The sequence below is a fragment of the Lactobacillus helsingborgensis genome, from assembly GCF_000970855.1.
GTDB classification, from domain to species: domain Bacteria; phylum Bacillota; class Bacilli; order Lactobacillales; family Lactobacillaceae; genus Lactobacillus; species Lactobacillus helsingborgensis.
The window spans coordinates 249667-263347 of the sequence record NZ_KQ034047.1; the positions used below are offsets into that span (position 1 = coordinate 249667).

The 13681-nt window shown below is 36.8% G+C and carries 14 protein-coding genes and 1 tRNA gene; 1 reads left to right on the forward strand and 14 read right to left on the reverse strand.

Annotated features, from left to right (window positions below):
* Positions 1 to 20: 20 nt before the first annotated feature.
* The 7 genes from JF73_RS07060 to JF73_RS07090 all read right to left on the reverse strand — a co-directional run bounded on the left by JF73_RS07060 (position 21) and on the right by JF73_RS07090 (position 7832).
* On the reverse strand, positions 21 to 959 hold the full coding sequence (locus tag JF73_RS07060) for a nucleoside hydrolase (RefSeq protein WP_046327578.1): 939 nt from the start codon (positions 957 to 959) through the stop codon (positions 21 to 23).
* Between the two features lie 8 nt (positions 960 to 967).
* Entirely contained in the window at positions 968 to 1924 is a 957-nt protein-coding gene (locus JF73_RS07065) for an ABC transporter permease (RefSeq protein ID WP_038524064.1), read from the reverse strand.
* Entirely contained in the window at positions 1924 to 3069 is a 1146-nt protein-coding gene (locus tag JF73_RS07070; protein WP_046327579.1) for an ABC transporter permease, read from the reverse strand. Before JF73_RS07070 ends, JF73_RS07065 begins: the two co-directional genes overlap by 1 nt.
* Positions 3062 to 4597: an ABC transporter ATP-binding protein gene (locus tag JF73_RS07075; protein WP_046327580.1), complete on the reverse strand. Its 1536-nt coding sequence runs from the start codon at positions 4595 to 4597 to the stop codon at positions 3062 to 3064. The genes JF73_RS07070 and JF73_RS07075 overlap by 8 nt, the downstream gene beginning before the upstream one ends.
* A 74-nt stretch (positions 4598 to 4671) precedes the next feature.
* Complete coding sequence (locus tag JF73_RS07080; protein WP_038524069.1) at positions 4672 to 5742, reverse strand: BMP family lipoprotein; 1071 nt, start codon at positions 5740 to 5742, stop codon at positions 4672 to 4674.
* Between the two features lie 118 nt (positions 5743 to 5860).
* Positions 5861 to 6952: a BMP family lipoprotein gene (locus JF73_RS07085; protein ID WP_046327581.1), complete on the reverse strand. Its 1092-nt coding sequence runs from the start codon at positions 6950 to 6952 to the stop codon at positions 5861 to 5863.
* A gap of 199 nt (positions 6953 to 7151) precedes the next feature.
* The gene (locus JF73_RS07090) at positions 7152 to 7832 is read right to left on the reverse strand and encodes a TIR domain-containing protein (protein WP_046327582.1); all 681 of its coding nucleotides are present in this window, start codon (positions 7830 to 7832) and stop codon (positions 7152 to 7154) included.
* Positions 7833 to 8016: 184 nt separating this feature from the next.
* Here JF73_RS07090 and JF73_RS07095 point away from each other — a divergent pair, with 184 nt between their 5' ends.
* Positions 8017 to 8550: a methylated-DNA--[protein]-cysteine S-methyltransferase gene (locus JF73_RS07095; RefSeq protein WP_046327583.1), complete on the forward strand. Its 534-nt coding sequence runs from the start codon at positions 8017 to 8019 to the stop codon at positions 8548 to 8550.
* Positions 8551 to 8584: 34 nt separating this feature from the next.
* Here the strand turns inward: JF73_RS07095 and JF73_RS07100 are convergent, their stop codons facing one another.
* The 7 genes from JF73_RS07100 to tyrS all read right to left on the reverse strand — a co-directional run bounded on the left by JF73_RS07100 (position 8585) and on the right by tyrS (position 13648).
* A complete protein-coding gene (locus tag JF73_RS07100) occupies positions 8585 to 9238 on the reverse strand; it encodes an HD domain-containing protein (protein ID WP_046327584.1) in 654 nt (217 codons plus the stop codon).
* A gap of 468 nt (positions 9239 to 9706) precedes the next feature.
* Positions 9707 to 10153: a ribonuclease HI gene (locus JF73_RS07105; protein WP_046327585.1), complete on the reverse strand. Its 447-nt coding sequence runs from the start codon at positions 10151 to 10153 to the stop codon at positions 9707 to 9709.
* A 43-nt stretch (positions 10154 to 10196) separates the two neighbouring features.
* Positions 10197 to 11042 (reverse strand): hypothetical protein, encoded by an 846-nt coding sequence (locus tag JF73_RS07110; RefSeq protein ID WP_046327586.1) that lies wholly within the window; start codon positions 11040 to 11042, stop codon positions 10197 to 10199.
* Between the two features lie 303 nt (positions 11043 to 11345).
* A tRNA-Thr gene (locus JF73_RS07115) sits at positions 11346 to 11418 on the reverse strand.
* Between the two features lie 63 nt (positions 11419 to 11481).
* Complete coding sequence (locus tag JF73_RS07120; RefSeq protein ID WP_038524086.1) at positions 11482 to 11820, reverse strand: heavy metal-binding domain-containing protein; 339 nt, start codon at positions 11818 to 11820, stop codon at positions 11482 to 11484.
* Positions 11821 to 11892: 72 nt separating this feature from the next.
* The gene (locus JF73_RS07125) at positions 11893 to 12282 is read right to left on the reverse strand and encodes an NUDIX domain-containing protein (protein ID WP_046327587.1); all 390 of its coding nucleotides are present in this window, start codon (positions 12280 to 12282) and stop codon (positions 11893 to 11895) included.
* A 100-nt stretch (positions 12283 to 12382) separates the two neighbouring features.
* A complete protein-coding gene (tyrS, locus tag JF73_RS07130) occupies positions 12383 to 13648 on the reverse strand; it encodes a tyrosine--tRNA ligase (RefSeq protein ID WP_046327588.1) in 1266 nt (421 codons plus the stop codon).
* Between the last annotated feature and the right edge of the window lie 33 nt (positions 13649 to 13681).

The following is a 13681-nucleotide window of genomic DNA, read 5'->3' on the forward strand; positions in this document are numbered from 1 at the left end:
TTTTTTGTTACAAATATTAATTACTTACTTCGTAGTAATAATTCGTCAAATTTCTTAAAGAATAGTTTTTTATCAGCTTTAGTAACCAAATTGATTTCCCGACCATTAGGATCATCTTCCATGCGGCCAGCAGCTAATCCTTCCGTAATTACTTTTATTTGGTGCTTTTTACTTTCTAAAATCACTTCAGGATAAAGGACACTAATTATAGTTAAAACGTCCCAGAAGTATAATTGGACACTCTTAGTTGGAGGATTAACTAAAAGGCAATAGCCTTGCGCAACTAAATCAGCAGCGGGATATTCACGTAAGCTGGCCCAATGCATTCTTATCTCATCTGTTAGTGGCAGTTCTTCACTGCTTTCAAGACCTACAATTTGTATTGGAATATTAGATTGCAATACTCTTTCAAGTGCAAATGGATCCCAAAAGGTATTCCAGTCTTGTGTACCATCAGCGTTAACTTGAATAACATTACCATGTCCATCAAGCGCTCCACCCATCCAATACAGTTTTTCAATGTTATCTGCAATTTTAGGATTAGTTTCTAAAGCGCGCGCCAAATCTGTTAACGGCCCAGTCATAACTAAAGTTACAGGTTGACTTGCCGCCATAATTTTTTCGACCATATCTAAATGGGCAGGCTTTTCTGCCATTTTAGTAATCATTTTGCCAGATTGATTTAATAATGGTAAAAAATCAAATGAATAAGCAGCTTTACGCCATTCTTCCGGAAATTGGTTTACAGCCCGTGAATTTGACTTGGCAATTTCTATTTGGTCACCGCGTAAGTTAAATCGGTCCGTCATTTTACGGCATACTTCAACAGCAGGATCAACATAACCGTCAGCATCAATTGCACTGACCCCAATTAATTTAATGTCTGGAGCCAATAAAAGTAACAAATATGACACTAAATCATCAATATTACCGTCATGATTAAAATATATTTCTTTCATTTTTCTACCTATTTCGACTTAATATAATTTTGACCATCCGCTGCTGGAGCAACAGATTTTCCAAAGAACAGGACTAAAACTAAAATGGTAATTACGTATGGGGCAATTTGCATATAAACAGCAGGAATGTGGCTAAAGAATGGTAATTGATTGCCAATAATGCTGATACTTTGAGCAAAACCAAAGAATAGTGACGCTAGCATTGCACCTAATGGATTCCACTTACCAAAAATCATAGCGGCTAGCGCCATAAAACCTTGCCCCACGATAGTAGAAACTGAAAAGTTGCCTGAAATTGCTTCTGCAAATACTGCACCGCCTATTCCACCTAAAAAGCCGGATATTAACACGCCGGCATAGCGCATTCCATAAACATTAATTCCTAAAGTATCTGCGGCTTGCGGATTTTCACCACAAGAGCGCAGGCGTAACCCAAAGCGGGTTTTATATAAAATCCACCATAACAAAATTGACACAATTATTGCCAACCACGCAGGCGCTGAAGTATTTTGAAAGAAGATAGGACCAATGACAGGGATATTAGCCAAGCCAGGAAAGCTAAAGTAACCGAAACTTTGAGTAATATTTTCAGTTTGCCCCTTATCATAAATTGCTTTGATTAAAAACACTCCTAGTGGTGGTGCCATGAGATTAAGCACGGTTCCGCTGATAATGTGATCAGCATGAAAATTAATGGTAGCAACCGCGTGCAGCAATGAAAAGAGCAAACCTACAATACCGCCGACAAAAAGACCAAGCCAAGGAGTTGCCTTACCAAAAGTAGAAGCAAATGTCAGGTTAAACACAATAGCGGAAAAAGCACCCATTGTCATTATTCCTTCAAGACCAATGTTGGTAATCCCCGAGTTTTCGCTATAAACGCCGCCTAAAGCTGTAAAGATCAGTGGTGCTGAATACACAAAAGTTGATGACACAATTAGCGCTAAAATTGAAACTAAATTCATTAATTTTGTCCTCCTTGAGCCTTAGTGGAACTCACCACCACATTTTCCGACTTTTTTTCTGTGCCCTCAGTTTGTTCTTGAATTGCTTTAGCCTTTTTGGTTTTAAATAAAAGACCAATGACATACTGAATTGCAACGAAGAAAATAATAGCAGCAATTACTATTGAAACAATCTCATAAGGAATACCAGCAATGGTCTGCATCCCTAAGCCACCAATTTTTAAAATAGAAAATAGTAATGATGCTAGAAGAATACCAATAGCCGTGCCCCCGCCAAGAAGAGCTACAGACAAACCGTCCCAACCAATATCCAGACTAGTTGTTTGGGTAAAGTAGTTTTGATAAGTACCAAGACCTTGCACAACACCACCTAGACCGGCAAAGCCGCCAGATAGTAACATAGACAGCATAATATTCTTTTTAGCAGACATACCAGCATAGCGACTGGCTGCAGCGTTCGTACCAACCGAACGAATTTCAAAACCAGTAGTAGTTTTTCTCATTAAATACCAGTATAAAAAGACGGCAACCAGAGCAATGAAAATTCCCGCATTAATCCGCGAATCACCAAACGTTGAACTGAGCCAATCAATTTTTAAGCTGCCATTAGCAGCAATTGTTTTTGTAGTATCAGTGTCAACCCTTAATTGACCCGGCATAACTTGCTGCATTAAGTACTGGCAAGAATATAGCACAATATAGTTGATCATTATTGTTGTAATTACTTCGTTGGTACCAAATTGAGCGCGCAACCAGCCGGCTACACCGGCAACAAGCGCACCGGCAAGAATACCAGTAAGCACAGCTAGCGGAAGCAAAATTACTTTAGGCATGTGCGGGTTGGCAAGAACTACCCAAATGGAAGATAGCCAACCAGCTTGAGCCTGACCGGGTAAACCAATATTGAAAAAGCCGGCAGTTGAAGCAATAGCAAAGCCGATAGCGGTAAAAATCAGTGGCGTAGCTTCACGAATGGTTTCACCAATACCGTTCATGTTGCCTAATGCACTAGAAAACATTGAAGCATAAGCTTGAAACGGATTATAGCTCCAGATCAGCATGATGACAGCACCAACAATAAAGCCTGCCAAAATGGAAACAATTGGGACTAGGATTTTCTTAGTTTTTAGTGTTACTTTAAGCAAGTGCGCTGCCTTCTTTCTTAACGCCAGTCATTAATAAACCTAACTCTTCATCACTGGTGTTTTCTGGCCTGACTTCGCCAGAAATACTGCCATCGTGAAGTACAATAATGCGATCGGACAACTGCATAATCTCATCAAGTTCATACGATATTAGCAAAATTGCTTTACCCTGAGCTCGTTCATTTAGAAGCTGATTATGAATGTATTCGATAGCACCAACATCAAGTCCGCGTGTCGGCTGAAAAGCAATAATTAAATTGCTGTTGCGGCTTAGTTCACGGGCAATAATCACTTTTTGCTGATTACCACCGGATAAATCACTGACAGGTACTCTTTCACTTGTGGTTCTAATATCAAATTGCTTAATTAATTTTTGAGCATGTTCATGAATGACATCATAATGCATGACATTGTGGCGTGAAAATGGTTCTTGATAGTAAGTTTGTAAAGCCAAGTTATCAGAAACAGAAAAAGGTAAAATTAAGCCATATTTTTGCCTGTCAGCAGGAATATATGACACGCCCTTTTCAGTAATTTGACGCACTTTATGGTTGGTCATATCTTCACCGTCGATGATAATTTTGCCAGAATGAACATGCTGCAAGCCTGTTAGCACCCTCGCCAGTTCATCTTGACCATTGCCATCAATACCGGCAACTCCCAAAATCTCACCAGCATGTATTTCAAAGGACATCCCTTTAATTACAGCAACGTTTTGTTTGTTTTTAACTTGTAAATTTTCAACTTGCAACATTGTCTTACCAACTTTTTCAGTTGGTTTATTAAGCTCCATGTTAACGTGGCGGCCAACCATCAATTCTGCCAACCGGTTATTATCAACGTTAGCGACATCAAAAGTCCCTACGCTGCGACCAGCCCGAATAACAGTCACACGGTCAGCTGAACGCTCAATTTCTTCTAATTTATGAGTAATTAAAATAATCGATTTACCCTCTTTAGCTAGCTCATGCAAAATTTGAATAAATTCAGTAATTTCCTGTGGAGTTAAAACCGCAGTGGGTTCATCAAAAATCATAATATCGGCACCACGATACAAAACTTTAAGTATTTCCACTCTCTGTTGCTGTGCCACAGTAATCTCACTTATTTTTTTCTGAGGATCAACATTTAAGTTATAACGTTCAGATAAAGCTTTAATCTGCTGCTGAGCCTTTTTTAAATCTAATTTGGGACCCTTAGTTGTTTCGTGACCCAAAATAATATTTTCTAATACGGTAAAAGATTCCATCAACATAAAATGTTGGTGAACCATGCCTATACCCAGATCTTTTGCGACAGTTGGATTTTTAATGTTAACTTTTTGTCCACGAACCAGAATAGAACCGGAAGTTGGGGTCATTAAGCCAGATAAAATACTCATTAAAGTTGACTTACCTGCGCCATTTTCCCCTAATAAAGCCAAAATCTCACCCTTTTTCAAAGTCAGATTAATATCGTTATTGGCTTTAAAACCATTGAAATCCTTAACAATATGGCGCATTTCTATTACGTTCGTCATATTTTCCATTTTATGTTAATTTCCTTTTTTGTAAAAAACTCTTTGCATAAGAATACACAAAGAGTTTTAATCAATAATTTACTTTATTTCTGCGCTACTTTTATTTTCCCTGAAACTACTTGCTGCTTGGCTTTTTCTACTGCAAGCCAAGCTTTTGATGTAAGATTACCCTTCATAATCGAAACACCGTTGTCCTTTAATGAATAGACAAGATGTTTCCCTCCAGGGAATTTGCCATCAGCAGCATCATCAGCTAAAGATTTGGTCACTACGTTTAAACCCTTTAGAACAGAAGTTAAAGTAAAGTTAGCCTTTTTACCATCTTTGGATTTATAGTTGCCTAAGTTTGTCTGGTCTACGTCAGCTCCAATTACCCAAACTTTCTTACTTTCCGGTTTAGTTTGATTAAGTGCTTTAGCTTCTTGGAAAACACCGTTACCCGCATTTCCGGCAGCTTGGAATATTACATCACATTTGTCGGCATACATTGATTGCGCGATCGACTTAGCCTTATCAGTTGAAGTAAAGTTACCGATATATTGGATGCTGACAGTTATTTTTTTATGTTGAGCTTTAGCAGCATCTTTTACGCCCTGTTTGAAACCTGCTTCAAAAGTATCAATGACAGCTGATTTAGCTCCACCAATGAAACCAACTTTATTAGTTTTGGTTGAATAAGCAGCAGCTACACCACCTAGATAAGATGATTCATTACTCTTGAAAGTAACAGATGCTACATTTTTTTGACCAGGTACTACATCGTCAACGATTACAAAATTTTTCTTAGGATTTTTCTTAGCAGCAGCCTTAACTGAATCTTTTAACATATAACCGATACCAAAAATAGTTTGGTAACCAGATTTGGCAGCTTGATTAAAGTTAGGTGTGTAGTCAGCTGCACTGCTTGATTGAAAATACTGATAGCCTTTGCCTTGCTTAAGGTTATGTTCCTTACCGTAATCCTTGAATCCAGCCCAAGCATTTTGGTTAAAAGATTGATCGTTAATACCATTACTATCTGTAATTAAAGCGATGCTATCCTTCTTATTTTGATTGCCTGTTCCCTGTTTTTTTCCCGAACAAGCATTCAAAAGCAAAGTGAACGAAGCCACCATTATTCCTAATGACAAAAATTTCGTAAATTTCTTACCCATGATATTACCCTCCACAAAATACGAACTTTTCAATACCAATATTATAATAAAATACGTATTAATTCAAGATATATTTTTTTGTGGTTGTTTATAGGTAAAAATGTTGGCATATTGCGAACTATTTACTTGGATGAAGCGGGACTTTGATATTACCCTTAATAATTTCAGTGCGTGCCTGACGCGAATATTGCCATGCTTTTTCACTAATTTGTCCGCGTTTGATGGAAACACCATTAGTTTTCAAACCGTAAACTAACTGTTGACCACCAGGGAATTTTCCGTTATATGCACGATTAGAAATGTCCCGTGTTGCTACATTTACACCTGTGATAACTGAAGTCAAAACAAAGTTATCTTTTTTACCGTCTTTAGCCTTGTAGTTGCCTAAATGAGATTGGTCAGAATCAACCCCGATAGCCCAAACCTTTTTGGCAGCTGTTCTCGTCTGGTTAATTGACTTAGCCTCTTGAAACAGACCATTACCAGCTAAACCAGAAGCATGGAAGATAATATCTGCCTTTTTGGCATACATCGACTGCGCAATTGCCTTTTCTTTATCGGCACTCTTGAAATCACCTACATATTGATTTAACAGCGTAATCTTTTTATGCAATCTTTTAGCTTGGTCATGAACGCCTTTAGTAAAACCGGCATCAAACAAGTCAATAATATTGCCGTGAGCGCCGCCAATGAAACCAATGACGTTAGTCTTTGTTTCCGTTGCTGCAACTACACCTGCCAAATAAGAAGCTTGCTCACTCTTGAAATTAGCTGAGGCCACATTCTTTTGCCCCTTAATTACTTCATCAACAATGACGTAGTTCTTTTTTGGGTTCTTTTTAGCCGCTGCTTTAACAGCATCTTTTAAACTATAGCCAATGCCAAATATTGTCTGGTAACCGGCTTTACTTGCCTGATCAAAATTGGGCTCAAAATCTGCTGCGCTACCGGATTGAAAGTACTGGTAACCATTACGCCCGCGATTAAGATGATGGTCTTTACCATATTCCTTAAAGCCTTCCCAAGCAGACTGATTAAAAGAATTATCGTTAACACCCGCGGTATCAGTAATTAAAGCAATTGAGTGCTTGGCACTACTACTTGAATTATTGCTGCCACCTTGTTTTTTTCCTGCACATGCTGTCAGTGCCAGACCAGCTGCAACTGCCGCTAGACTAATGGAAAAGATTTTTTTGATTTTTGACTTCATATTTTGACCTCCTGTAAATATCAACAGTAATAACATACCATATTTAGTGGTTATGTCAAAGACAGGCTACAATATGGAGTATTGATCTATCAACGTTCTCATTTTTCATGAAAATGAATGTAAACTACATGTTATTCTTTTTTGTATACAACAAAGAAAAAATCCAAAAATTTTCGTATAGAAATGTTTTAATCCATTGTTAATCTAATTTTTCTGAGAGATTATAATCTGCAATGCTATTTCTGATAGCAATTGCTTTTTTAAAATAATAATCCATATTTTTAATAAATTTATTCCACTCGACCACAGTTATATAACTACTATTTCCGTGATAGACTTTTTTACCGGATACAAAGTCGACCATTGGTTCTTTGAGATTAAACATATTCCGAGCAATGATTTTGAAAGTCCGATTAACTGATATGTTGCGTACTAGGTGTTGCTGGTTATTTTGGTCAATATATTTCCAATAGTTAACAAAGTAATTATATTTACCGGAAACATTAGGTAGTACAACTGCGATAATGGCGTTAGGCAAAGTCCTTTTACCTATTTTTGTCCGCGTTTTTAGTGACTGAGCAATCTCCCACGGTATCCACTGGTTTTTTTCTGCCTGCGCAAGATCAACCATATTGGGAGAAATCAAAACCAACGTAATTAACGAATCCCAAATCTTTTTTGCTAAACATTTTCTGATAGCTTCATCTGTGAGTCCACTGTAATCTTCATTGGCAATTTCTGCTTTATTTACGTCATCCCCACTGAAACTAATTTTTTGCAAATAATCAACATAATCTCTGGGGGTCTGATTTTTACCGCCTTCTAGTTTGGCAACATCATGATCCTGATATTTATAAGATACAAAAATTTTATAACCCAATTTTTATTTTTCCTTTTAAATTAATCATACAGACAATAATCGTTTAAACCTAAAATTATTATATAGTAATTGAGCGCAACTATCAGTACAATATGATATAGCTAATTTACGAAAATCGACTTTTGGTATATAACCATATTTAACAAGCGATCTCTTATATACTTAACAAAATAAAGGATTAAGAATGACACTATATAAAACTCTTTATCAATCTCAATTAGGCAGCATTACGCTATTAAGCAACCAGCATTATTTATTAGGACTATGGTTTAACGATCAAAAATATTTTGGCGCCAACTACCACTTAACCAGCGTTAAAAGTTCTGTTAATAAACCAATTAAACTAGCTTTAAATTGGCTTTCTGCATATTTTGCCGGTCAAAATCCTGACCCACAGACTGTTCCTATTAAGCCCAATGTGTCAGTGTTTTCCCAGCAAGTACTTATAGAATTACAAAAAGTGCCTTACGGTGAACTGGTTACTTATCAAGAATTATCCGAGCGCGTGCAAAAAGGACAAAAAGATAAAGTAAATAAAGCACGAGCTATCGGTGCTGCGATCAAACATAACCCCATTAGTTTAATTATCCCCTGTCATCGGGTAATCGGCAGCAATGGCTCTTTAACCGGTTACGCTGGCGGTTTAGACCGTAAAAGAGCGCTGCTAAAAATGGAAAATCCTCAAATTAAATTTTCTCAGCAATTGGCTTTTTTATAAAAACGCAAAAAAGCTGCATGAGGCTACACGCAGTTTAAACATTCCATTCAGCCATAAATTCTGTCACATAATTACGCATAAATTCTGTTCTTTTTTGTGCTTCTTTTTTTCCACTAGCAGTATTCATTAAGTCAGCCAAATGAAATAATTTTTCGTAGAAATGGTTAATTGTTGTTTCTGTGTGTTCACGGTACTGATCGTGACTTACAAGCTTCTGTGGTTTAATTTTCGGATCATAAATCACATTTCCATGAGCGCCGCCGTAAGTAAAAGCACGAGCAATACCAATTGCACCCAAACTCTCAATGCGGTCAGCATCTTGCACGTATTCTCCAGATACTGGTAACTGATAGTGGTGCTCGATATTAGCGGAAAATGACATATGTTGCATAGTAAATAAAATATCTTTAGTTTCTAACGAGGTAAAGCCTACTTGGGGAAGCAATTCTTTAATATCAGCTAAAACTTGGTCAGGGTTCGCACAAATTTTTTCGTCAATAGTGTCATGCAAATATCCTGCAGCTTGAATAATAGCAACCACGCGGCTATCTGTATGTGCATCGGGATTGTCCTGCAAATACATCTTGCTGGCCAAATGTGCTACCCGTTGACCATGATAAAAATCATGACCGGTTTTTTCATCTTGCAGCTGCTTTTTGACAAATTCAGTAACTTTAGTTAAATCCAAATTAATTTCCTTCCCAATCAATAAATTATTTTTATTAAAACTAGCAATAAAGAAGTTTATATTACAATTTTCTTATGCTCATTGCTTTTAAAATATCTCACTAGTTTTAACATTTTAGAATGCCACCATATTAATTCCTGCTTTAGAGTTGATTTAAAGCAACTATTTTTGTTTTTTTGACTACAAAAAAGATAGACCTAAAGTGTAGTAATCAATAGTACTTGCTTAATAGTCTATCCCTTTTTGTTAATTTGACCAAACTTTCTTTCATATTAGTCAAAATGCACTAACAAATCTTGGTATAAATAATAGTAGAATGTTACATTAATGTGATGTTTTATATCCAGTTTGGCTATTCACAAACTCTGTTACCTGATTCATACCTTCACTGAATTCAGGAGTTGATTTGGAATAAAACAACACTTTACTCCCTGAGAAATAATCTTCAACTGCATGAAAAATAATTAATCACTCGTCTAGATCTATGATTTTTTTATTTTTTGATCTTGTCCATCTATTTTCCTGCCAACTTTTACCCCATTCTGTAATACCACCAAACAGATCATTGTAATCAGTAACAAAAAGTAATTTATGTCTATCTATTTGTAAATTAATTAATCCAGTCATTGCTTGAATAATAGCTTCTAAAGTCATTCTATTTTGTGAAAATCCTTTTAACTCGGTATTGGAATGGTCTTCATATTGCTTATCAGGTGTTTTAATATAATACATCCAAGCAGATTTATCATCACTTTTAGCTTCACTATTTCCATTACTGCAGCCACCCTTAACATATATGATTGCCGCAAAATCTTCATTTTCACTACCGAAACCATCATATGGCTGTAACAAAAAATTTCTTAAACCAATTGATTTTTCGTCTAAGTCCTTTTTTATGACTATTTTCTCGTTCATGGCTTTTTCCTTCTGTTCTTGATAAAGTTCTTACTAAAATTAACTACATATCTAACTTTTTATGAGCCGGTTTAAATTTATGGCTCTTAGTAATTGTGCCCATGTGATCATATTTAACTGTTGCCCGTTTAAATTGATTCAAATCTTCGGTCTTAATATAACTCACAACTAATTCACCATTTGGCACGTAGTTGTACAGCGGATAATAATTTTCGTAGGTATCAGTGCCGTCAACTCTAAATTTTATTGGCGTAAGCCCAATCCAGAAGCCCTTATACTTACCACGTGTCTGCCCATCTTCTTTGAGGGTAACAGTAAAGGTGGCATCTTCTTTATTACTATAAATGACATTTTCTTCGGTAAATGCGCGACCATATTCATTATCTAATTCTGTGTAACCATTCCAGGCGTTTGCCAAAGAACCAAGATAATCATGGACTGTAGCATGACCTTTTTTAAACTTGTAGCCATAAGGCACATGACAATACTCTGCTGGAATCATGTACTTTGTTTTTCCATCTCTGTTTTCAATATTGCTAATGAAATAACGTTTACCAGCAATTGTTCCGGCACCTACAAAAATATCCCAGTCATCAACTCCTGGGTCAGACTTAGTTCCTGTCCTTTTATGTGATTTAAGATAGCGATATGCTTCAACATTATCGCCAGGAACAAAGCTTGCATACCACTTTCTTGCTTTAATATAATGAGCACCAGGTTTTTTAGATAGCTTCTGTAACTTGTTAAAATCCTTTGTCGTTGCAACTGGTAAAGGCGGTAGCGGCTTGGCAGCAACTGGATGAGAATTCAAGCCAACTAGCGCAGCAGAGCCTACGGACAGCATCACTCCCACAATTAACAGTTTCTTGATTGATTTGATCTTCTTCATAGCAGATAAACTTCCTTACTTTAAGATATAACTTAATTTTTCCTATATTAGATTACATACCTAACACTATTAGTTATATAATTAACTAGCAATTTAAGCAATATAAAAAAGCAATTAATCACATTTATTTGTACTTTGCCTAACGCATTGTTCATCAAAAGCATTGCTGGCTTTAATTCTACTAAAATTTTTTACAACTTAGTGAAGGACCTAAATAGTTTTGGATAAAGCAATTATTATTAATAAAAAATAACCTTCACTTATCTAAATCATAATTTGATAAATTAAGGTTATTAAAAATTAAGCCACTTCCCAGATTTGAACTGAGGACCTCCTCCTTACCACGGCGGTGCTCTACCTCCTGAGCTAAAGTGGCAAAATCAAACTCAACAAAAAAGTATTCACTCTCGTGAAGCGAATACTTCAAATAATACTATATCTAGTCATTATCTGCAATAAATCTCACAGCTGTACCATAAGCAACAACGGATTGCATGTCGCCGCCAATCGAGCCTGAGTCAAAACGCATCATTACGATTGCGTCTGCACCTACATCTGCAGCACTTTGCCGTAACCTTTCCAATGCCTGACTGCGTGAATCTTCAAGCATTTTGGTATAACTCCGAATTTCACCACCAACCATTGACTTGAGACCTGCGCCAAAGTCTTTAATTAAATTTTTAGACTGCGTAGTTAAACCAAATACCTCACCAATAATTTCATATTTTTTACCTGGTATATTTTCGGTAGTTGTTACTAAAATATCACTTCGAGCCATTTTTTACTCTCCTATCAAGATAATTTAAAGTGCTTTAATATCAGAAAAGTGTGAAGTTTTAGCACTTCTTTGTCAAATTGCCGTTATTATTTTAGCAGCAATTTCAGGTGGCATTAAATTAATTTGAGTTAAATCAGCACTTGCCACCCATTCTGGCTGATAAACGTTAGACTTACTTGAGCGTTCTTTTTCTTCGCCGCTGATTGCAGGTGCGACTATGTACGGTATTTCAGTGTAAAAGAATTCTTCTTTTGCTTCACTTGTAAAAAAATGCGTTAGAGCAGCTGGCTTTAATTGAAGATTCAATTCCTCTCCTATTTCCCTGATTGCAGTAGCCACTGGAGTTTCATTTTCTTCTGCGCCACCACCTGGAACCACCCAGTAATCACGCCCATTTTTAAACCTGTGGATCAATAAAAATGCTTTATGTTCTGGATTATAAAGTATTACCCGTGCACGCATTTTTCCCTCCTAAATTAAAAAATAATGTATTTCTTATTATACTCTCTTAATTGGAGTTAAAAAAGAGGCAGTTGCGAAAATAGCAACTGCCCCTTTTAGACTAATCTTTAATTGTAACTAAAGTGTATTTTCTTTTACCTTTTCTAATAATGACATATTTACCATCAAATGCCTTAGAAGGATCAACTTCAAAATCTACCGACTGCTCACGGTCTCCGTTCACATAAATTGCTCCATTAGTCACATCTTCACGAGCTTGACGCTTGGAAGATTCGATTTGGGTATCAACTAAGAAGTCCACAATATTTTGGCTCTGAGACGATGCCTCAGCCGCTGGTGCGCTCTTTAGCCCTTCCTCAATTTGCTTGACCGACAAATTCTTAATGTCACCGGAAAACAGTGCGTCGGTAATCATTTCTGCTTCTTTTAAGCCTTCTTCACCGTGAACAAATTTTGTTACTTCTCTGGCGAGTGTCTTTTGCGCTGTTCGCTTCCACGGCTCTGATTTGACTTGCTCTGCCAGATCGTCTATTTCTTCATGGCTAAGGAAAGTAAAGTACTTCAAATATTTAACTACATCCCGATCATCTTGATTGATCCAGAATTGATAAAATTCATAAGGGCTGGTTTTTTCAGGATCAAGCCAAACAGCTCCACCAGCAGATTTACCAAACTTGGTGCCGTCAGCTTTCAACATTAATGGGATCGTTAAGCCAAATGCCTGTCTCTCTGAACCCATCAACTTGTGAATTAGGTCAATTCCTGCTGTAATATTGCCCCATTGGTCACTACCACCAATTTGCATTTGGACACCATAGTTTTTATTCAATTGGTAAAAATCAATAGCCTGTAAAATTTGGTAAGAAAATTCGGTAAAAGAAATACCATTTTCCAAGCGGCTGGCAACTACATCCTTATTAATCATGTTGTTCACTTGGAAGTGTTTACCATATTCACGTAAAAATTCGATTAGACTTAATTTATCAAGCCATTCTGCGTTATTAACGATTTCAAAGTTTTCAGTACCAAACAATTTTTCCATTTGCTTGGTAAGGGCTACTTCGTTTTCATGCAATTTTTCAGCACTAAGAAGTACCCGCTCTGATTTGCGTCCTGAAGGATCACCAATTGTTCCTGTACCACCACCAATAACAATCACAGGGTGGTAACCTGCAAGTTGGAACCTTTTCAAAATCATGAAGGGAATAAGGTGACCAATATGAAGGGAATCACCTGTAGGATCGGTACCACAATATAGTGCCAAGTTATCATGTTCTTGCAAATATTTAGTCAGTCCAGCTTCATCAGTCTGCTGATTAATAGCTCCACGCCACTTTAAATCTTCTAAAATATCAAAGTTTGCCATCTTTTTCCTCCAACAAAAAAGTCCCTAGATTCA

Coding starts and splice junctions, on each gene's coding strand:
- JF73_RS07060 (WP_046327578.1), bottom strand. CDS start 959: ATGAAAGAAATATATTTTAATCATGACGGTAATATTGATGATTTAGTG.
- JF73_RS07065 (WP_038524064.1), bottom strand. CDS start 1,924: ATGAATTTAGTTTCAATTTTAGCGCTAATTGTGTCATCAACTTTTGTG.
- JF73_RS07075 (WP_046327580.1), bottom strand. CDS start 4,597: ATGGAAAATATGACGAACGTAATAGAAATGCGCCATATTGTTAAGGAT.
- JF73_RS07080 (WP_038524069.1), bottom strand. CDS start 5,742: ATGGGTAAGAAATTTACGAAATTTTTGTCATTAGGAATAATGGTGGCT.
- JF73_RS07085 (WP_046327581.1), bottom strand. CDS start 6,952: ATGAAGTCAAAAATCAAAAAAATCTTTTCCATTAGTCTAGCGGCAGTT.
- JF73_RS07095 (WP_046327583.1), top strand. CDS start 8,017: ATGACACTATATAAAACTCTTTATCAATCTCAATTAGGCAGCATTACG.
- JF73_RS07105 (WP_046327585.1), bottom strand. CDS start 10,153: ATGAACGAGAAAATAGTCATAAAAAAGGACTTAGACGAAAAATCAATT.
- JF73_RS07110 (WP_046327586.1), bottom strand. CDS start 11,042: ATGAAGAAGATCAAATCAATCAAGAAACTGTTAATTGTGGGAGTGATG.
- JF73_RS07120 (WP_038524086.1), bottom strand. CDS start 11,820: ATGGCTCGAAGTGATATTTTAGTAACAACTACCGAAAATATACCAGGT.
- JF73_RS07125 (WP_046327587.1), bottom strand. CDS start 12,282: ATGCGTGCACGGGTAATACTTTATAATCCAGAACATAAAGCATTTTTA.
- tyrS (WP_046327588.1), bottom strand. CDS start 13,648: ATGGCAAACTTTGATATTTTAGAAGATTTAAAGTGGCGTGGAGCTATT.